The organism is Sphingobacterium sp. MYb388 (assembly GCF_037479535.1).
Classification (GTDB): domain Bacteria; phylum Bacteroidota; class Bacteroidia; order Sphingobacteriales; family Sphingobacteriaceae; genus Sphingobacterium; species Sphingobacterium anhuiense.
This window is the reverse complement of sequence record NZ_JBBGYV010000002.1, coordinates 847,341-867,541: the sequence shown is the minus strand read 5'-3', so window position 1 is coordinate 867,541 and position 20,201 is coordinate 847,341. Positions and strand designations below refer to the sequence as shown.

Below are 20,201 nucleotides of genomic sequence, written 5' to 3'. Positions count from 1 at the left end.
AAAAACCAAACTTTAATATAGCAGCAATAGAGCATTGCTTCGGGATCATATTAAAGGTAGCTAGATATTATGAAACCAGTTCCAGCTAAAATATTAGAAGGTAAAGAAAATGATGTGTTTGACACCAAAATCGTCAATTCTCCTTATTTCTCAACGCTATTTCATTTTCATGAAGAATGTCAGATAAATTATGTCGTCAAAAGTGAGGGCACCAGAATGATCGGTGACAGCATTGAAAGTTTTAGCCAAGATGATCTCATTTTGGTAGGCTCTAACATTCCCCATGTCTGGCACAATAGGAAAGAATACTTTATCGCTTCTGAGAATGAAAATCAAGCTAAGTCAGTGACCCTATTTTTTCATCCGGATAAGATTCTTAAGATTATTTCCCAATTCGGAAACGTCAAAACACTTGCTGACTTTTTTCAGCTGAGTAAACGATGCATGCGTTTTAGAGGTAAAACCAAATTGCAGATAAAAACCCTATTGATCCAATTAGCAGATGAAGTTGAGGTGCTCGCCCGTTTGAATCTATTAACTAAAATATTGCAAATACTAAGTGAGACTAAAGAATACGACTTACTGACCGGAGCAGGTTATACTAATACCTATCAGCTAAAAGACAATGATCGCATGGACATTATTTTAAAACATATTTTTAATAATTTTGCGAAAGAGATCCATCTAGAAGACGTATCGGAGATGATCTATATGAACAAACAATCTTTCTGCCGTTACTTCAAAAGTAGAACGCAAAAAACCTTTGTAGAATTTGTCAATGAAGTACGTGTCGGACATGCTTGCAAACTACTGACACAGGAAGATTACCGGGTAAATAATCTGGCATATGACTGTGGCTTTAACAGTCTTTCAAATTTCAACAAGTTTTTCAAAAAATTCAAAGGATTAACACCTCGGGAATATCGTGGTAAATATATGTCCTCATCTGTCAGGGGCCATAACTTGTAACATTAATAAGCCCTCTGATACAAGTATCAGAGGGCTTTTCATGGTCATATTGAACATGAGGGTTTAGGGATTACGGCGTGTAATCATCATTTTGTTTCAGTTGTTTATTTTTATCCAATTCATCCTGCGCAAAAGGTAAAACATTATTCTTCTCACCGAATTTCAATTGTACCCCGCCCGGATTTTTAATTTTAGAAAGTACATTTTCCATTTGATTACGACGTTTAAGATCGTAATAACGGTGCCCTTCCAAGGCCAATTCGATCCGTCTCTCATGCAAGATAAAATCACGTAACTTGTCTTTCGTATTGTACACGGCCTCATTTACTTTCGGCATACCTACACTTTTTCTTTCCCGAATTTCATTCAACGCTTTGTAGATGCTTTGATCAGGACCGCTCACTTCATTTTGGGCCTCGGCATACATCAGTAAAACATCTGCGTAACGGGTGTGGATGATATTTTGATCTGTCAGTGGTGTCTTCGTTCTGTTGAACGGCAACATCGACAGGTCTACATATTTTTTCTGAACATAAGTCGTCAATAGCGGATCTGACTCTTCAAATACTGATCCATCCGGATTAATATATTCTTCAGTCGGCACTTTGATCGTAAATTTTAAACGCGGATCCCGATTGCTGTAGGGATCTGATGCCACATAACCTGAACCCATTTCATTGATCATTTTACCATTGGACATTTCATAAGCATCGACCAGATTTTGGTAAGGTGCTATACTGCCATACCAGCCGACTTCGACCAATAAACCCTCACCACCCTGTGGATTGTTGGGTGCGGAATATTTCGTCGAAAATATAATTTCTGGATTGTCCTTTTGCGTAGGTGTGAAAAAGAGATTCTGGTACCCACCTTGATAGATCTGAAATTTACCTCCAGTAATGATATCATTCGCTGTACTTGCTGCCAAAGGCCAATTTTGCTGATAAAGATACACGCGGGTTTTTAAGGCCTGCGCACTCCCTTTTACGGCATGGCCATCTGTATATGCTAAATTGGGCAGATTGGTGATGGCATAATCAAGTTCACTGTGAATAAACTTCAGCACATCTTCTTTCGAACTCTGGACGATTTTACTTTCATCCACAGTCTTTGGCTCAGTCTCATACAGGATCACTCCGCCAAATGCCTGTACCAAGTCGAAGTAAAACATCGCCCTGATAAATCTAACCTCAGCCTTATACACTGCTTTTTGAGCATCGCTGCTTGGCGCCTTATCAATATTATCTAAGAAAAAATTACACCCCGCAATCCCTTCGTAAGGTGTATTGTAAAAAGTACCGGTGACGTTAGTCGAGTTGACGATACCCTGGGTCAAATCTCCAAAGCCATAAAAACTATGGCGATCCAGTGCATTATCCGAATAGGTATCCAACCATAATTTACCCTGGCCATAAAAACCAGACTGCAATCTTCTATATACGCCCGCTACAGCCAACTTCACATCTGTATCGGAAGTCCAAAAGGCTCCTCCGTCAATAGCTGTAGTCGGATCTTTATCCAGAAAGTCTTTGTTACAAGAGCTAAGCATACCGATCACGAAAACTGCGATCAAAGATATGCTGGTATATTTTGCTTTCATTGTTGCTATTTTTATATCAATATTCGTTTTTTTATTATCTCAAGAGGCTAGATTAGTATTTAATCTTGATTCCCGCTGTATACATCTTAAGCTGCGGAAATTGCGCAAATCTTCCAGAACCCGATCTTTCCGGATCATTACCTTCGTATTTTGTCCAGGTGATCAAATTGTCGCCCGATACATACACCGTAATTCCTTTAGCGGCTATACGTTTGGTAATGGACTCAGGAAAAGTATAAGATAGGTATAGATTTTTCAACCGTAAGTAAGATGCATCTTGCAAGAAGTAGGTTGACGGGTATCCCGATACGCCGGCATAACCTGACAGGTACACTGCCGGAACGGTGTTACTCGGATTGGTCGGTGTCCATGCATCCAAAAATCTCGTCGGTGGTGCTGACCCCTGCATAAAAGGATCGTAACCCCATTGGCTAACCTGCACCTTTTGTCCTTGTACGCCCTGAAAGAATGCACTTAGATTAAATCCTTTCCAACCTGCATAGACATTGAAAGAATAACTGTAATCCGGGAATCGACTGATCCGTATACGATCTTCTGGACCGATACTTCCATTACCGTCCACATCTCGCATCTTCAGGTCACCAGGTTTAACTGCACCAGAATTTGGCTGTTTCGGTGAATTGTCGATATCAGCCTGACTCTGAAAGATGCCGATCCAATCGTATAGGAAGAAATTATTATAAGGTTGACCAATTTCAATCGTTCCTAAAGTCTCGGCCAATCTATTAGTCACTTTATTGCGGTAACGGTTGAAGATCACATTAGCACCGTAATTGAATTCACCTATCTGATTCTGATGTCTCAGCTCAATTTCTATTCCTTTATTCACCATAGCCCCTGCATTGATGATCGGAGGCATTAAACCCATACTAGCCGGAACATCCGTTCTTGTTTCCAAGATATCCGTCGTATTTTTATTGTACCAGTCAATGGTTGCACCAAAGAGCCCTTTGTAAATATCAACATCTAAACCAATGTCGGTAATCGCTGTTTTCTCCCAGCGTAAATTATTCTCAACAAGACGCCTCTTCATAACACCAGCTTCTAGATCTGCGAATGTATAGGTTGTACTGGAAAGGATATTCTGGTAAGGATAATAATCGAGATTCCCATCTCTTGTTATTTCCTGATTTCCCAAGGCGCCATAAGATGCACGCAGTTTCAGATTATCCAGCCAAGTTGCATTATTTTTAATAAAATCTTCTTCTGAGATGCGCCAGGCGGCAGACCCTCCACCAAATGTTCCCCATCTATATTTTGGTCCTACCCGCGAGGTTCCATCATGACGAATATTACCTTCCAAGAAGTACTTTCCTTTGTAGTCATAGTTTGCCCTTCCAAAAAAAGACTTGAGCGCCCATTCAAAAGAACTACCATTCAAGGTTTGATCTTTAGGAGAACTTCCGTCCAGTTCCATAAGAACATTGTTAGGAAAACTATAGCGTCCGCCTCCTATTGTAGTACTTCTATTATCCTGCTGTTCATATCCTCCAAGCACACTGATATTATGATCTTCAGCTATCGTCTTTACATAGTTTAGCGTAGAGTAAAATGTTTTGGTAATATTACGGTCAGACGATTGTCTAAGCCCATTAAAAGTTGGATTACCATTTCCCGACTGCTCATATTCGCCTTTATCGTTGGGATGAAAGGCGTAGGCAGGGCTACCAAACTGGCGCTGTTTATATTCCTGATTATAAAACGTAAACGCTGCCTTTGAAGACCATTTCAATCCTTCCATAAGGTCGACATCCACAAACGCCTGCGCATTGACATTGTAATTTTTGGTCAGCTGTGCACCTGTATTGTACACTTCCTCTGGCGTACGGTTAGTTCCGCCTGTACTCATATAATCGCGACCAGCCGATCGACCGCTACCATCTGGTAAATAGGGTGAAAACGTCGGTGCAGCCGCATAGGCCAATAATAACAAGTCATCGTTGGTCAACCAGGGCGCTTTAAAATCCTGATAAGAAAAGTTGACATTAGTACCTACTTTTATCCTTTTGTGAACCTGGTTGGTATAATCTGTTAGACCATTATATCTTTTATAAAGATATCCTTTGGTAATACTATTCTGATCCAGATAATTGAGAGAGATATTGTGCGTACTCTTCTCACTTCCACCGTTAACACTGAGATTGTGGTTCTGAATAGGACCTTTTCCGAGCACATGATCTAACCAGTCAAAGTTTGGATATTCGGCGCTATTGGGATTATTTTTATAACTATCGATCTGCGCCTGCGTGTATACCGCTGGCTGTCCGCTTCTGGCTCTTGCCGAATTGTACATCTCCATATAGGTCACCGAATTGGTGATCAGATCTGGGTATTTGGTCGCTTCACTGGTCCCCCAGTTTCCTGTATATTCAATATTACTGGTTCCGAGCTTACCTTTTTTTGTGGTAACTAAAATAACGCCATTAGCTGCTCTTGCTCCATATATAGAAGCGGAAGATGCATCTTTAAGAACAGTAACATTTTCAATATCCTGTGGTGATAAGTTGGACATCGATCCAACAACTCCATCAATGAGTACGAGCGGGTTGGGCGACGCTCCGCTCGACCCAAGCCCCCTTATCCGCATGCTCCCATTGTCCCTGCCAGGCTCCCCGGTAGGTTGTACCACATCAAGTCCAGCGATGCGTCCCTGCAATAGGTTTTGGACATTAGGAACCGGACGCTCAGTAATGGTCTTGCCCGATACACTCGCCACAGACCCGGAAAGGTTGACTTTTTTCTGGGTACCGTATCCTACAACCACAACTTCGTCGATCTGCTCACTACCTTCCTTCAAAGTGATACTGTATGTTTTTGCATCCCCGATCACCACATCCTGAGGCTCATAACCAACAGAGGTAATATGCAAAACATCTTTTGCGGTAGCATTGATACTAAAGCGCCCTTGTTCATCAGTTTTAACCGTTTGATTAGTTCTCTTAACCTGAACAGTGACACCAGGAAGAACTGTACCCCGCGCATCTTTAACCGTTCCAGTGATGGAGACCTGCTGTTGATAAGTTGTTGCATATGCAGCATGAACAGGAAGATACAGCGTGCTTAAAAAGAACGGTACTACCAAAGGTATGGTAGTCTTTTTTAGAAATACCTGCATGCGATATGCACCAGGAATTATAGGTTTGAATAAATACATAGATAAATTGGTTTATAATGTAACTGGTTTGTTACCCTAAAATTATTAAACTAATCTATCCCAAATACACGTTATATTACCCGATTTGCATGCATTATTAACATCTTTTTTAGTAAGGATTATAAAATTCTTACCATAACAAAAGCCTCTCAAAAATTATCTGAGAGGCTTTTATTGTAGATCTAAAGATTTTCTCTATCCGTATGAAGATCTAATCTATTTCATAAAACACAATCAACAGCACGTGGCTTACATTCAGTAGAAATAGCAACAACATGCTTTTAATGATCAACTATTTGATCACAATAGTTTGTTTATTTTGGTTCCTATGAACGATTAAAGTAAATGAATCTTTTGCTTCATCTCGTTTTAAAATTCGCTGAAGGTCGGCTAGATGATCTACCTTTTTATCTTGACACCCTATAATCACATCCCCTATCCGCAATCCGTTTTGATATGCTGTACTACCTTCATCAACCTTAAGTACCAATACACCAGCTATGGACGCTAGGCCAGCTGCAGATTGCTCACCTAAGCTTTCAATAGATTTGAGGGTTGCTCCTTTCCACATATATACATCTTTCTTCGTATCCGCTCTCGTTTCTGCTACCTGAGGAATTTGAGGTCCTTCGGCTAATGCTTTAAGACGAGGATTACGAACTCCCATATGTAGCATGTCAAAATTTTCAAAGCCATCAAGTTTAGGAACATCTAACCTAAAGTCACCCGTAGACGCATCTTTATATTTTGCTAAGATCACCTTTCCATTGCTTTCTATTCCTTTTGATTGATCGCTTAACAATGCCTGACTGCTTGTGTAATAATTATTATCAACCGTATCTCCCCAATATTTAACTTGGATATCCTGATGAGACCTCATAACCACGTTATTTCTGAATACATCATGGCTATTTTTAAACCATACATGTGGATGAAAACCATTATTGATCATCACATTATTATATACTTTTCGATAAAATCCTTCTCTAAGTTTGAGGCCACCGCTTAAACAAATATTATTATAGATTTGGTAGTTCGTCGAACCATCATCCAGATCAATATCCCAACCGTGATCACACTGAAATCTGTTGTCATGTAAAAGAGTCGTCTTCACCGCATCTAACGTTACCCAATTAGGATGTATCGCTACTAGTCGATCCATCTCTTGGCGGTCAGGGTGCCAAAACCGGTCTCTTCCCCAAGAATTAAATGCACCATGATCACTTGTTTCAAGTACGGTATAAAATACATCATTGTAAGCAATTTCATGGCCACCCCACGTTCCATCTCCTACATTTATTCCCGACCTAGGAACTTCATATATGGTATTGTGCAGTACTTTGATAGACGAGGCCATTGCGATCTGAACTCCAGCAACCTGTTTTTCGATCGTTCCTATTTTACGAATCAAGTTATCACTAGCCTCACAATTCATTGGATAATCCTCCGATTTAGGACCAGGAATCGTATCCATTTTGCTTTCCACTACAAAGTTTTCATAACGAAAAGACGGCGATCTTACCGCATCAGGATTTCCAACAAAGTTGATTGCGCCAGCGCCTATACGTTCAATCAAGTTATTTGAAATCTTCACATCCCGGTTATAATTACTGACAAAGATGGCATTACCGCCTAAGTCTACAAATTCCGATTCCTTGATCTCACAGCGCTCAGCACCTTCAATTTTAACTGCTCCCTGCCGATAAATTGTCCAATCACTTCTCAGTAAAGGCTCGGCAGTCTTCATAAAAGTAGGCGCCGTGTAGACAAAACGAATACCTGATACATGTACATCATGCACGTGTTGCGATAAACTCCCTTGAATGGTTAAGATATTCTCCAACTGTGGTGCTTCCAATTGCAGGTTATTAGGATTTACTCCTGAGTCAGGATAATAATATAATGTACCTGAACCTTCATCCAGATACCACTCATTAACGACATCCAATTCCTCAAAAACATTCTCGACAAAACGATAGGTATCGTGCATAGTGCTAGGTCTATTATTCTGTTCGCCTCCCTCCAGTTTCAGTTCCCCATTATTATCCTTACCTACAACACGGTAATGAAACCCACCCCATCGGCCGATATGCAACGCATGTACATAGGCACCTACAGGATTTTTCCAGCCCTTCACACGATCTGGACTAATGGCATCAGCAGCATACCCATTGAACGGAAGTATTGCTGGATCATAATTTGGATATCGTGCACGAATTAACTGCTTTCCATCTGCAAATAGGCTTTGGAAACTCATACCTTTTGGCACCTGAGTTTTCCAGACGCCGTTAGCACCTTTTGTCCAGGACAGCTTAAGTGGTACAGCCCCGCTCCAAGTAACACGTTCGCCATCAATCGCTTTAATCGTAAATGGTGCATCTGCAGTACCAGACAATTCAGCTCCAACCAGAAGAGGTTTGTTAATATAATATTCACCTTTGCTAATCAGCACCTCAACGGTCCCTTTATAACCAGTTTTCTTCAATTTAGCAACACTTTCTATCGCCGCAGAAGGACTTGCATAAGGCTTATCTACAGTTCCTGGATTACTGTCTTTACCCGACTTGGCAATATAGATTTTTGTAGTAACAACAGACTGAGCAATAGCAGTATTCCCCTTCCAAACGACACTAATTAGCAGCATTACCAATATTCGAGAAAAATACGTTAGAACATAATTCATAAAATGAAAAATTTATTAAAATTGATTATTTATAATAAGTTATAGTTTTTATAATGCAGCAATTAAAAACTGCATCGCTATTTAGGTTTTCGGAACTAATTTAACAATAATTACGCAAAGCAAAATTATTTAGTTTACAACCCTCTCCTTTTCCCTCCAATCGGGAAAGCATACTTGATGGAAACTTTGTAAAAAACTCAATATTAAATTAGCACTTCACCTAAATCATTACAGCCACTAGCAGACTTTAAAGGCATATGCCACTAATTATCATCGCAGAAATCAATGGTAAACCTACAGTTATATGCAAAAAATAGATAGGCCTATCCCGCAACAGATAAGCCTATTTATTTACACTATTTACGCCTTATTCTCCCTAAGAACCGGCTAGTCCCATAACTCACGACAGTTCCGACTACAGCCATCAAAGCTGTATGCATGACATCACCAAGCGAAAAGCTCGCCCATATCGAACAGAGCGTTCCTCCTAAAGTACCGATACGGATATCATTGCCTTTCATCCCGCACCTCCTTTTCTTTCTGTGGCAAACTATTCGTCAATGGTGGTGACTCCTCCTCTTCTTTTTTATTTTTATCATCCAGCACAGTTTCCACCACACCAAGACCCAGTGCGATATACTTAATAATATTCAGTGCCTTACTCGACCGAACAGCATCGGATTTTTGACCGCCCCCTTGCCGAGTTGAACAAAAATTAAGGCGAAAATCAGTGTAAAATTCACTTAAAAAATGAGACATCAACAGGTAATTAATTCCTGACCTTTTCCACCATTTTATCGGCTCGGCATCGGGTGCGCTTCGAGTTTTCATGCATGGCCGCCGATGAAATCTCGAAGCCAAGTCGAAGAAAAGTGAAGTAAAAGCAGAAGTTGGTTATAAGAAAATAAGAATCAAGTCACTCTGAAATAGGGTACTATTTTCAAAAAATTCGTCTCTGCTTAAGCCTATATTTCCCAATAATTGATTTTGCAAACATCGTTTAATAAATTGTGGGTCTATTTTATGCTCAATACCAGCCAATACTTAATTATGAAGAAAAGCAAAGAAGAGATTTTAGCCAATTTTTTAAAAGACATCCATGGAGAATGGGTATCTGCCATACCCGAATTGACGGACGCATTTGATGAGATCCGATTTGTTAAGGGCGAGTATCTGACCAACAACTGAGACGAACTTTACCTCATTGCAGAAGGTATATTTGGAAAGTATGAAAAGACATGTCCGGTACGGTATGCCTTCAGTGGCGAATCGCTGATGATACCCAATCATAGGCACAATTATCAGTTTATTGCACTAAGTGACTGCAGGACCTTTATGATCACAAGGAAACAGTTATATACGATAAACGCGAAAAACCCAAAGCTTTTCCCGATCTACGCCAGCCTTATGGACAAACAGCAACAGTATCTGGATTATCGGGCAAAACTGCTTTCATTGCCCAATCCCGATAAATATGACTTTGTGTTTGACAAATATCCGGATATACGCCAGTATATCAAACATAAAGAATTAGCCCAGTATATGGGGATCAGTGAAGAGTTGCTTCGTCGACTTATACGCGAAAGAGAATAGGCCTTTTCCCAATAATTTGGGTTTTTATGCCCAATAATTTGGGCATAAAAACCCAAAACATAGTGTCCAAATTCCCAAAATATAACAAAAAATGCTGCTGAAATTTGTAATAGCAGATCGGATGAAATAATGAATCGTCCTGTAAAACACGAAAATAATTGTATCCGTACCATTTTTTCCGATCTGCTAATTAAAATAACAAATTATGAAACAGTACAAGAAAAAATTTGCACCCTTCCCCATATGCGGGTGAGACCCGCAAACAGGAAATCAGTTGACGGCAGTTGACTATTCCGTTGCATGGATAGAAGAAACATTCACAACGCAAACAAATGGAACATATCATCAATCACAAGGGCAACAAGATACACCCGGCAACATCCACAAAAAACGGTAGTTTAATCCGTCGGAGTGCACGGTGGATCAAGCCTCGCATACCTGCTTTGATTATTTATGGCTATGCTTTCTTATATTTCTATGCAGGAATTGCGAAGCTGCAAATTATCGCTGAATTTATCCGGGGAAACAGCAAAATCCCTTATTTAGCGAAATATGCTGAACTGATCGGCTGGGGCATTCCCACCTTGGAAATCCTGCTGGCTGTACTATTGATTGTCCCGGTATACAAGATAAAGCGTACTGCTCTATGGGTATCTACCCTACTGATGGGTGTTTTTACACTTTACCTGACTTTAATGGTAGCCTTTGTTGAAAAAAAGCTCTGTAATTGCGGAGGTGTGATCGAATCCATGGGCTGGAAAACGCACATTATCTTTAATGTGGTCTGGTTTATCGCCGGAATCTATGCCCTAAAAAAAACAAAAATTATAAACAATTAAAACTAAAGGTATGAAAACCTCATTAAAAAATTTCACAAAAGTGCTACTTGGAGTAGCTGTATTAGGCGGTGCGGCATTGACGCAATCATTTACAAAATCATTAACTCCACCAGCTGGTGATTTTGTCACATTAGATGGAACAACTTGGGAACCTGCTTCAAATTATCCTGCAGGAGAGTGCTTAGATGCAAGTTCAACATGTTCATATCATAAAATTGGTAGTGCTCCAGGACCAATGAATGACCAGTATAAAAATCCTGCTAATTTCCAGGAAGCTGATCAAGGAGTATTCCGCACAAACGAATAATGAAATTAAAAAATAGCACCTGAAAAATTTCAGGTGCTATTTTTTATTTAATACTCTTTATTAAACTAACTAAAGCTGTTGCTTGTTCTTGTGAACTCGGTCTTGGAACCTGAGTCGTTACGATTCTCATTTCTTTATCCAAAATAACTTGTCTCGGATAAGAAATTACATTAAAGAACTTTATAATAGGATGTAACGACTTTTCTCCCATAGTGTAAAGACTAATATCTGAAGAATCACTGTACGATCCAGATTGAACAGATTTCTTCCATTTCTCCATATCTTCATCGATAGAAATATTAACAAAACAAAGATCCTTCACATCCCCTAATTCTTTCCTTACGGCCTTCATCTCCTCGTGTAGTACTTTGCAATTTGCACAACCAGTAAACCAGAAATCAAGAACAATTATTTTCCCGCGTAAATCAGAAAATTGGACCAAATTTCCACTTGTATCCATCAACTTAAAATCTGGCAACAATTGTCCTTGAGTTGTTTGAACTCGAAATAGTTGCACAGCATCTATATATTTTTCACATGAAATATTTGACAGTATTTTAGCCTGCTGGGCGTCATCCATTTTAGAATAATTCTGAAAAAAATAACGATAATATATTCTATCTAGACTTTCTTGCTTCATCATCCCGTAATCCCACTCTTTTTCAAATGCTGTACCCAGCCATTTTCTTAGCCTCATTCTTTCCATAAAATAGTTTTCCATTTCGTTTGCCTGAAAAAAATTCTTATTAGTAACTTCATGAAGTCGTGTATTCCGTCTTAGGTATTCCTGTATAAATAATGATTTCTCATTTTCAAGATTGGGATTTTCTTTACTGATACGATAAAAGACCATTATCAATTGTGTCAGCAAGTTTTGTTCATTTTTACCAATAATATTTAATTTCAGCAATCGATAACTATTCTTGTCTATTTGATTTATATAACGATCTAATACAATTAGTTGACTATCACGCTTCATGTAATTATACTGTAAAAGTGACTGGAGCTTATCATGAAGAATCGAAGACAGTTCAGGTTCTTTTTCTACAAGATCGATCTTTTTATTTACATAATGTGGAAATGATACTGTTTTTTCTATTCGACTAAGTTGATATTGCAAATTCATAATTTCAGCCCCAATACCATTAAATACTAAGCGATCATCTTCTTCGGAAATGACCACGCTATCTCCAAGGAAAATTAAAAAATCCAATAATAATATTTTGTCCGCATTTTTCTCATTACCCGTTTTTAAAGTGATATATCGGTGATCTATTCCTTTATCAAACTTAATCGTAAATATAGAATCATGTTTTAATGCCTTGTTTTTTCTGTGAGGAGTTCGATTGAAAAATTCGAAATTGTCATCTGTCCAGTAACAATTCAATTCATTTTTTAAGTTACTATCTTTCAATTTTCTAATATCAATAGTTGCCGTTTGTGCAAAACCGATATGATGGCAACCAAAAAAAATACATAGGTTAATTAAGTAATGTATTATTCGTATTTTCATGATCATTATTTATTTTTTATGATTAATTCTTGGGGAATAACTGGCAAAGTATATTTGGGATCATTAGGAGGTAATATATACTGTTTACCAGAAAGTGTTCTTGTGAGTGTTTTTGCAAATCTTGAATCCTTATTCAATCTTCTCAAATCTTCCCATCTACAATTACCTGTAAACACAAGCTCTTTACGACGTTCCTCCAAGACCCGGAAAAGCACATCATCAGTCGTTTCATTCAGTGGTGCTGAAAAATCTTTGTATCGATAACTACAAAGATGATTCAATAAATCTCTTCCTTCTTTCCACGAACCAGTTCTAACAAGACATTCTGCCTTAATCAGAAGAATTTCATTATTCGCTAATCCTGAAAACAGACCAACTGTACCTGTATAACGCCCCTTGAAGGATTTTGAACCATCAACGTTCATTCTAAAGAAAGCAGATTTTCGGGTATCATTATCTTTATAGCTATCAAATAATTCATCATTAACCCTAAGATCTCCATACGATACAAAAAAGTAACTGATCGGACCAGCATAGAACACGATCTCTTTATTTCCTTTATCTATGGTTGGAAAAGGTAATGTAGCTGCTGTATTCAAACTCGAAAAATCAATTAGCTCATTATTGTCCTTCAAATACTCCTCTGCATATTGCAATGCTTTATCATAGCTTTGCATCGTTAAATAGACCTTTGCTAGCATAGCTAAAGCTGCAGAGCGAGATGGTCGTGTCTTCCTTGCAGGAACGATTGGCAAGATTTCTAATGAGGCAGTCAAATCTTTAATTACTTGCTCATAGCAAGCTTCTACCGTGATCAGATTACCGTTATCACTGATATCCGATCTAGAGCGCATAGGAAGCACGCAAGATAGTGAAGCACCCTTTACATATTGAGGAGCATAAAGCTGCAATAACTGATAATAGTGAAACCCTCGATAATACAATGCAGAACCTCGAATATTATCCTTTTCGGCACTTGATTTTGTGACTTTATCTGTTCCTTCCATTACGATATTGGCATACGCTATAGCTCGGTATGGTACTGTCCAATCTCCAGTTCCCGTTCCAATTGCGCCTTCATAAATATCTTCTTTCCAGATATAAGCATTTCGTTCCGAAGGATTTCCAACTGTTAAAACAGTATTTTCAAGGAGATGGATATTATCAGCGCAGATAATGCCCATACCGGGCGTAGTATTCATCACTGTCGTATTATCCAATAATGATTGATAGTCATCCAAACTTTTTAGTATGACATCACTATTTTTTGATTTTACATCCAGCCAGTTATCTATCTTTTTACAAGAATAGCTGAAAAACAAGCAGAAAAAATAAATGAGATATTTCATAATCAGAATTTTTAAATTAGAACTGGATACGAGCACCAAGTGAGTAACTGGTTGGGATTGGATATAAACCGAAATAATCGTTAACATCAGGATCTATACCTACTTTATTCTTACGCCATAAGATTCCAAGGTTGTCTATGTAAGAATAAAAATCTACTGTAAATCGTGAAAACTTCATCTGGTACGACAAGGAAATATCCTGTAAACGAATATGATCACCTGATAAAACTAAGGCTTCCGAATTTTGATAAAATGTATTGCGGCTTGCATTAACAGGATAGACCAATGCAGGCATAGTTGTTTCTTTATTCGGGTTCTGAGGATCAAATTCCAACATAAAATCTGCATTTGGCATCGAAAGTACCTCGTTTAAGTTAGTACTACTACTTTTCTTTCTGATGTAGAAACCAGACTTAAGAAGAATATTAGCTGAAAGTGACCACTTTCGGTATGAAAAAGTATTGCGCAATGAACCAAACAACGTAGGCCTACTACTTCCATGATAGTTAACATTATCCATGGTATTACTGGCGGCAATAATACCTGCATAATCTTTAGATTCAACTCCATTTAAATAGCCCATAGGATCTCCATTTTCATCCAGTCCAGATGACCGGTAACTATATACGCCATAAAGCGAATTACCCTCTTTAATGTATAGACCATAGCGTGCAGGTCCGTCAACTGCGGACGAATTAGATACCAAATACCTTGTTGGATATTCTTCATTAAAAGAAAGAACCTTATCCTTGATCAAACTTAATAGATATACGGTACTCCAATTAAACTTATCTTTTGTATTTATACTAGTTAATTGTAGATCCACCCCCCTATTACGGACTGAAGCAGAATTACCTTTGTAACTATTAAAACCTGAGGAAGGTCGAAGCAAGATCTCCTGTATAAGATCCATTCCATCCTTTTGGAAGAGCTCTATCGAACCCGAAATACGATTTCCTTTGGAAGCAAACTGCATTGATAAGTTAATATTGCGGACTTGCTCCCACCTTAACAATGGATTGGGTGGATTTTGAATGGTAGCTTGTCGAAAACCATTAAGTGTGTTCCTATTAAAGCTTGCAATAAGGTAAGCAGATTGATTATAGGAATTTCCATTATAACCATACGTAAACCGAAGCTTTAATGTTGGCAACAACGTTGATTTATAAAAATCTTCTTTTGAAATGTAATATAAAAGTCCGACCGACCACAGTGGTACAAATTTATCATTGGTCTTTACTCCATATAAATTAGCACCATCTTTTCGAGCTGAGGCGGATAATGTATACCGTTCTCGAAATTGGTAAGCACCATTAAAGAAATAAGAAACAGAACGGCGAGTCAGTTCACTCATATTTCCAACACCATCATCAATCAGCTGTGATCCTAATCCATTCGGATTAATTGGATAGTATTGATTAAAGTTTAGATTGCTTAAAATCGTTCCAGTCTCGTGATCATAGCCATAATACCGTCCTGAGTGAGCTGCAATAATTGTCGATTTCATTTCAGCACCCAATAAAGCATTTAATTGATGCTTGTCTGACCATCTTTTATTCATCGCGCTATTAATCCGAAAATTATAAGCTTCTAACCTATCTCGAGTATGATCAAGTATATCCGCATCGGGTATAGGGTAAGTAAAATTTGTACCATTCACTTGCGTATAGCGATTGACTAAATTTCTGACATAATAGCTATTCTTATTCTTCAAATCTTCATACTCACTCTGCTGACGTTCATATTGAAAGAGGGAGGCGAATGACAACCAATTCAAAGGAGCATACATTAATTGACCATTTAAAATTGTATGCAACCGCTTAGCATGGGTATCCTTGAGTTCTTTCTCTTCTAATGGGCGAAGTGACCAGTCTTTAAAGCCTTTACTTTCCATTTCTCGTAGATAGCTATCTCTATAACCACTTGGTACCATGAGCGGAATACCATCCTCACCTGTGTATGAAATATAGGGATAGGGTGAACTGTAGCTGTAACCATATCGTTCTGTGGTATTGGTCACTGATACCGATGGAGAAAAAGTTAGATTTTGTAATAACTTAAACTGCGGAGAGATATTCATTGTCCATCTTTTTAGACCACTCTTTTGAACGACTTCTCGATTATCATTGTAGCCAACAGAAAAATAATTGCTAAATTTTTCTCCTCCAGAGCGAATTCCAAACGCATATTGGTTCTTCACTGAAGTTTGGTAAAAGTTTTCTGAAGTCTCATTTCGACTATCTATCTTAGCAAACTTTTGTTCTGCAAGCTTAAGTATATTTTCATCTATATCACCCGATCGGTGTTGATCCAACAATTCAACATAAGGGCTTACTAAAGGAAAAGTTGTGTTATTGGATAACAAATCACTATAAAAACCTTTATCAAAAAGCTGACGCTCAACAGTCATAAATTCGGCACTGGGAATAAAATTTCGGCTATATTTCAAGTTAGGTTTTGTTCCAATTGTGGTTGAAGTATTAAAGTCAATCTTTGTTTGTTCTCTAAACGCAGCTTTTTTGGTCGTTATCACAATGACACCATTCCCTGAACGTGCACCCCAAATAGAAGCTGCTGCAGCATCACGTAATACCGTTATGCTTTCAATATCATTAGGATTGATTTGATCTAAACTACCTTCAAAAGGAAAATTATCTAGAATAATAAGTGGATCAGCACTTACATCATTATCTATAGTTGATCGCCCGCGTATAGATAGACCAGTCTGCTCATTGGGTGGTAATAAACCTCCTGCTCCACCAGAAGAGCGATTAAAGTTAACACCGCTCGTTACTCCTTCCAATCGATCCAGTATATTCGTACTCACTCTCCTATTTAAAAGCTCGTTATCGATCTGCACAAAACTCCCCGTTGCTCGTTCTTTGGGTATCTTCTGGTATCCGGTAGATACTACCTCTACTTCATCAAGCTGGTTATCTTCAGGTATCAATTTCACAGTCATTGATACTCCTGAGGTATAATTGAGTTCTTGGCTTTTAAAACCGATGGAGGAGAATCCAATCTTTCCTTTTTTATTAGTGACTGTCAGTTGAAACCTTCCATCTTGGGAAGTTTTAATCTGTAAGTTTTCGGCATCGATTCGCACAGATACTCCTTGCAGTGGTGTACCATCGGAGGAGGATACAACAACACCAGTTAGCTCAGATTTTACCTGCCCATTCACCCCGCTGTCCTTGCGGAGTGTCTGAGCTGATAAACATAAACTATGAAATACTGCGATGATCATGATACAGGGTATCGCAATTACTTTTATGGCCTTTAATAAGCACAAGAGCAGATTAAAGGCATGTAGCATTGGAGAAAGCAGGATGCAAAGCACTAGCTTCCAATGTATTTTTATATATGAAACCGTAGGTTGATCATGCTTTTGTAAAGCGTAATCATGTTTAACGTTTTCACTTTTTAGTATAGAACTTTTCAATGTGTTTATTTTTTGGTTTGTTTTTGATTGAAGACCAAAAAATAACTCAAGATTTAGGACAGTATTTTTCCCTGGGGACAGCGCATAGCTCTCCCTGTTGCAAAGTTTTTGCATTTTTTTAGGTTAAATTGAGATTTAAAAAGAAGCTAAAAATTAGACAATAGACTCCCTGTTCAACTTCAATAGTTAAAAAATAAGTTTAGAAAAAATGCAATTATTGGTCTACATCAAGGATTATAACTGGTCATCGCTATTGCATAATTTAGATAAAGAACAAAAACCGACTATTAAAATATTAGTGTATCACGATAAAATTGTAATGACAATTATTTGCTTTACTAAGAGAAACGTCGTACTTTTAAGGTGCAAAATGAAAAGTAGGCCTCCGATCCTCTTTTTGTTGGAACAAGCAATTGTATACCAATAGAATAAAAGTCGGTAACATATGTCTTTTAGGGAATAACAGCTTATTTGCTTCAACCCTCTTCCATTTCCGTTTTTTCAGTATCAAGGTCGGGCCATTACGCCATACTTTTTACAGCAAACGCGCCTTTGGATTTGGCTAGAGCTAACTCTCTCCTATTGGACTATATGTTTATTGTAGGCTCTTATTGGGGAGCGCAAATGACGTTCTTTATAAGATTGCAATGGGCAAACCGATAACCTTGATCCTTGATCAGGTTTAGAGTGGTTCTGTGAATGGTTACTTTTCGTTTAATCATAATTTTAAAGTTTATGTGAACGAAGCTAATCAAACATTGAAGTAGTCAATTTGGCCTAAAACCAATAGGGCGAACTTCAATGCTTTTGAACGAGGCACGACCAAGCACCAATAATCCAAAGATTATTTTCCACAAAAGACTGACATGAAGTCCGCCCTATTAGACTATATCACTAAGATATAAAAATCTAATAGAAATGGCGAACTCACGATTATCTCATGTGGAATTTTGGTCGTTTTCGTTCATGAGTAACATCGCTAAGTTAGGGTTACACCCTACTTTATCGCTATTAATTATACCAAAGATAAGTAACACTTATCTTTGGTATAATTAAAAAAATAATAAGTGTAAAATATGATCTGGAAAACTAACCTTTCAAATATTATTAAAAATTCAAAGTACTTATTATCTGAAATTAGTGCTTGGACTAATATCGAAGTTCCTAAACTTTCGGATATGAAACATAAAAAACATCCAAATTTTACATGTAAGGAATTCTTAACGCTAAAAATATTGCTAAAAAAACAACACGAATCCTTTCTAACAGAAATTTTTGGAGAAGAATATTTTGATGAAATAAGAAGTATTAACTATTCACCTAAACTCACAAAAATGGGTGAAATATTAAAAGATAGACATCAATTCGAAATTCTTCCAAAAAAAGAAGTTGTTCAAAATTCATGCTTAAAATCAAGTAGAATTGACTATTTAATTTTTCAAGAGGATGAAAATATTAAAATTGAGGAAATCACAAAGTTAGAACTAACCTTAGGAGAAGATTTAGGCTTTCTATGTACTCTTAGATTCCCAGATGTAAGAATTAATAGCGAAGAGGAATATTTACATAATTTGGAACAGATTAAAGAATACAATAGAGAAGCAAATAACAGAAGAAAAAAGTAAATAGCATTAATATAATGGAGGTTACTGAAGAGTTTCAAGAAAATCTACCATCCTGAATTTTTAAAACCTCTTTAATTGTATGTTGCTGAATCCAAAACAAAAAGTAGCACTTACGAACAATTATAAAAACCGGGGAATTATGAGTAAGAATAAAAAGGTTAAGGTAGAGAGCAATGAGATTACCATGCTAAAAATTAAGTAGATCTAATACATCGTGGATTTGTGAAGTTTAAATAAGATGAACTTTTTATAATAATGGCAGATAAAATGAAAATAATTTCAGTAAGAGAAAATCCAGAATATAAGGAGAAAGCAATCCAATACTTCCAAAACAGTTGGTCTGAAGTATTACAATTATCTATGAAGATTGCATCTTAAACTGTATAAATACTCCGCAATCATTACCACAAAATATCTCCCCTACTTTCCGGCAGAATATGAACTTAGTAGTAGAGAAAGAAACCTTAACAAAATCAGCCAAAACAGTTAAAAGAAGCAATAAATATAAGAAGATTTACTAATGGATTTTACAGTAGAAATTAAAGACATGATAGCAATAGTTATTTCTATCATATGTAGAGGAGTCATTGGCTTTGAGCGGGATACAAAAATGAGTCTGCCGCCTTTAGAACAATAATTCTAATTTCACTGGGCTCGACAATTTTCACTATAATTTCACAGCATAGTGCAGGTACTGATGACCGAATTTCGGCAAATATTATTACAGGTATTGGATTTATTGGGGCAGGTGTAGTTTTTTAAGACAAAATTTCTATTCGTGGTATGACGACTGCTGCTGTAATCTGGACTTCTGCAGCAATTGGAATGACAGCAGGAATAGGTTATCACGCACTTACTCTATGCTTAACATTAATTACTTTTAGGGTATTATTAATGGTTACCAGGGTGGAACGAATGATTGCAACCAAATCTTTGATTATTCGCGGTCTGTAAGAGATAAAATCTGATTAAAAACGTTTAAATTTACAGTGGAGGTGTGTGAAAATTTTGCGATTTAAATATCGAACCTTTGCTGTATTAAAACAACGCTACTTTCTAAACGTTTAGGACACTACTGAATCATTTTAATGAAAAAAAATAGAAAT

14 protein-coding genes and 1 pseudogene are annotated in these 20,201 nt (G+C 37.6%); 7 read left to right on the top strand and 8 right to left on the bottom strand.

The window, feature by feature from the left end; genetic code table 11:
• Positions 1 to 69: 69 nt before the first annotated feature.
• Entirely contained in the window at positions 70 to 969 is a 900-nt protein-coding gene (locus tag WH188_RS09545) for an AraC family transcriptional regulator (protein ID WP_168127394.1), read from the top strand.
• A gap of 70 nt (positions 970 to 1,039) precedes the next feature.
• On the opposite strand, the gene WH188_RS09540 is transcribed toward WH188_RS09545, so the two are convergent.
• From WH188_RS09540 to WH188_RS09520, 5 genes are all read right to left on the bottom strand, one after another.
• Positions 1,040 to 2,569 carry a RagB/SusD family nutrient uptake outer membrane protein gene (locus WH188_RS09540; RefSeq protein ID WP_168127393.1) on the bottom strand — a complete coding sequence of 510 codons (1,530 nt, stop codon included), beginning with the start codon at positions 2,567 to 2,569 and terminating at the stop codon, positions 1,040 to 1,042.
• A gap of 52 nt (positions 2,570 to 2,621) precedes the next feature.
• A complete protein-coding gene (locus WH188_RS09535; RefSeq protein ID WP_206368463.1) occupies positions 2,622 to 5,744 on the bottom strand; it encodes a SusC/RagA family TonB-linked outer membrane protein in 3,123 nt (1,040 codons plus the stop codon).
• Between the two features lie 292 nt (positions 5,745 to 6,036).
• Positions 6,037 to 8,427, bottom strand: a complete 2,391-nt coding sequence (locus WH188_RS09530) for a PDZ domain-containing protein (protein WP_168127392.1) — start codon at positions 8,425 to 8,427, stop codon at positions 6,037 to 6,039.
• 356 nt (positions 8,428 to 8,783) lie between these two features.
• Positions 8,784 to 8,948, bottom strand: a complete 165-nt coding sequence (locus tag WH188_RS09525) for a hypothetical protein (RefSeq protein WP_168127391.1) — start codon at positions 8,946 to 8,948, stop codon at positions 8,784 to 8,786.
• The gene (locus WH188_RS09520; RefSeq protein WP_168127390.1) at positions 8,935 to 9,258 is read right to left on the bottom strand and encodes a hypothetical protein; all 324 of its coding nucleotides are present in this window, start codon (positions 9,256 to 9,258) and stop codon (positions 8,935 to 8,937) included. Before WH188_RS09520 ends, WH188_RS09525 begins: the two co-directional genes overlap by 14 nt.
• 219 nt (positions 9,259 to 9,477) lie before the next feature.
• Between WH188_RS09520 and WH188_RS09515 the strand changes: the two genes are divergently transcribed.
• The 4 genes from WH188_RS09515 (at position 9,478) to WH188_RS09500 (ending at position 11,166) form a co-directional block, all read left to right on the top strand.
• A complete protein-coding gene (locus tag WH188_RS09515) occupies positions 9,478 to 9,615 on the top strand; it encodes a hypothetical protein (RefSeq protein ID WP_168127389.1) in 138 nt (45 codons plus the stop codon).
• A gap of 147 nt (positions 9,616 to 9,762) precedes the next feature.
• A complete protein-coding gene (locus tag WH188_RS09510) occupies positions 9,763 to 10,020 on the top strand; it encodes a hypothetical protein (RefSeq protein WP_168127388.1) in 258 nt (85 codons plus the stop codon).
• Positions 10,021 to 10,352: 332 nt separating this feature from the next.
• Positions 10,353 to 10,859 (top strand): MauE/DoxX family redox-associated membrane protein, encoded by a 507-nt coding sequence (locus tag WH188_RS09505; RefSeq protein WP_168127387.1) that lies wholly within the window; start codon positions 10,353 to 10,355, stop codon positions 10,857 to 10,859.
• A gap of 10 nt (positions 10,860 to 10,869) precedes the next feature.
• Positions 10,870 to 11,166: a hypothetical protein gene (locus WH188_RS09500; protein WP_132842028.1), complete on the top strand. Its 297-nt coding sequence runs from the start codon at positions 10,870 to 10,872 to the stop codon at positions 11,164 to 11,166.
• A gap of 43 nt (positions 11,167 to 11,209) precedes the next feature.
• Here WH188_RS09500 and WH188_RS09495 read toward each other — a convergent pair whose 3' ends face one another.
• From WH188_RS09495 to WH188_RS09485, 3 genes are read right to left on the bottom strand one after another with little or no spacing between them, the layout of a single operon-like run.
• Positions 11,210 to 12,679 (bottom strand): TlpA family protein disulfide reductase, encoded by a 1,470-nt coding sequence (locus tag WH188_RS09495; protein WP_168127386.1) that lies wholly within the window; start codon positions 12,677 to 12,679, stop codon positions 11,210 to 11,212.
• 5 nt (positions 12,680 to 12,684) lie between these two features.
• Positions 12,685 to 14,028 (bottom strand): RagB/SusD family nutrient uptake outer membrane protein, encoded by a 1,344-nt coding sequence (locus WH188_RS09490; protein ID WP_168127385.1) that lies wholly within the window; start codon positions 14,026 to 14,028, stop codon positions 12,685 to 12,687.
• A 16-nt stretch (positions 14,029 to 14,044) separates the two neighbouring features.
• Complete coding sequence (locus WH188_RS09485) at positions 14,045 to 17,584, bottom strand: SusC/RagA family TonB-linked outer membrane protein (protein WP_168127384.1); 3,540 nt, start codon at positions 17,582 to 17,584, stop codon at positions 14,045 to 14,047.
• Positions 17,585 to 18,546: 962 nt separating this feature from the next.
• Between WH188_RS09485 and WH188_RS09480 the strand changes: the two genes are divergently transcribed.
• Both WH188_RS09480 and WH188_RS26325 read left to right on the top strand, forming a co-directional pair.
• Positions 18,547 to 19,095 carry a hypothetical protein gene (locus WH188_RS09480; RefSeq protein ID WP_168127383.1) on the top strand — a complete coding sequence of 183 codons (549 nt, stop codon included), beginning with the start codon at positions 18,547 to 18,549 and terminating at the stop codon, positions 19,093 to 19,095.
• Positions 19,096 to 19,710: 615 nt separating this feature from the next.
• A pseudogene (locus WH188_RS26325) lies at positions 19,711 to 20,049 on the top strand (MgtC/SapB family protein); the annotation flags it as partial.
• Between the last annotated feature and the right edge of the window lie 152 nt (positions 20,050 to 20,201).

Excerpts from the sequence above, each read along its gene's own strand:
- WH188_RS09490 (WP_168127385.1), bottom strand. The coding sequence starts at position 14,028 with ATGAAATATCTCATTTATTTTTTCTGCTTGTTTTTCAGCTATTCTTGT.
- WH188_RS09495 (WP_168127386.1), bottom strand. The coding sequence starts at position 12,679 with ATGAAAATACGAATAATACATTACTTAATTAACCTATGTATTTTTTTT.
- WH188_RS09520 (WP_168127390.1), bottom strand. The coding sequence starts at position 9,258 with ATGAAAACTCGAAGCGCACCCGATGCCGAGCCGATAAAATGGTGGAAA.
- WH188_RS09500 (WP_132842028.1), top strand. The coding sequence starts at position 10,870 with ATGAAAACCTCATTAAAAAATTTCACAAAAGTGCTACTTGGAGTAGCT.
- WH188_RS09485 (WP_168127384.1), bottom strand. The coding sequence starts at position 17,584 with ATGCAAAAACTTTGCAACAGGGAGAGCTATGCGCTGTCCCCAGGGAAA.
- WH188_RS09525 (WP_168127391.1), bottom strand. The coding sequence starts at position 8,948 with ATGAAAGGCAATGATATCCGTATCGGTACTTTAGGAGGAACGCTCTGT.
- WH188_RS09510 (WP_168127388.1), top strand. The coding sequence starts at position 9,763 with ATGATCACAAGGAAACAGTTATATACGATAAACGCGAAAAACCCAAAG.
- WH188_RS09515 (WP_168127389.1), top strand. The coding sequence starts at position 9,478 with ATGAAGAAAAGCAAAGAAGAGATTTTAGCCAATTTTTTAAAAGACATC.
- WH188_RS09505 (WP_168127387.1), top strand. The coding sequence starts at position 10,353 with ATGGAACATATCATCAATCACAAGGGCAACAAGATACACCCGGCAACA.
- WH188_RS09545 (WP_168127394.1), top strand. The coding sequence starts at position 70 with ATGAAACCAGTTCCAGCTAAAATATTAGAAGGTAAAGAAAATGATGTG.
- WH188_RS09535 (WP_206368463.1), bottom strand. The coding sequence starts at position 5,744 with ATGTATTTATTCAAACCTATAATTCCTGGTGCATATCGCATGCAGGTA.
- WH188_RS09530 (WP_168127392.1), bottom strand. The coding sequence starts at position 8,427 with ATGAATTATGTTCTAACGTATTTTTCTCGAATATTGGTAATGCTGCTA.
- WH188_RS09480 (WP_168127383.1), top strand. The coding sequence starts at position 18,547 with ATGATCTGGAAAACTAACCTTTCAAATATTATTAAAAATTCAAAGTAC.
- WH188_RS09540 (WP_168127393.1), bottom strand. The coding sequence starts at position 2,569 with ATGAAAGCAAAATATACCAGCATATCTTTGATCGCAGTTTTCGTGATC.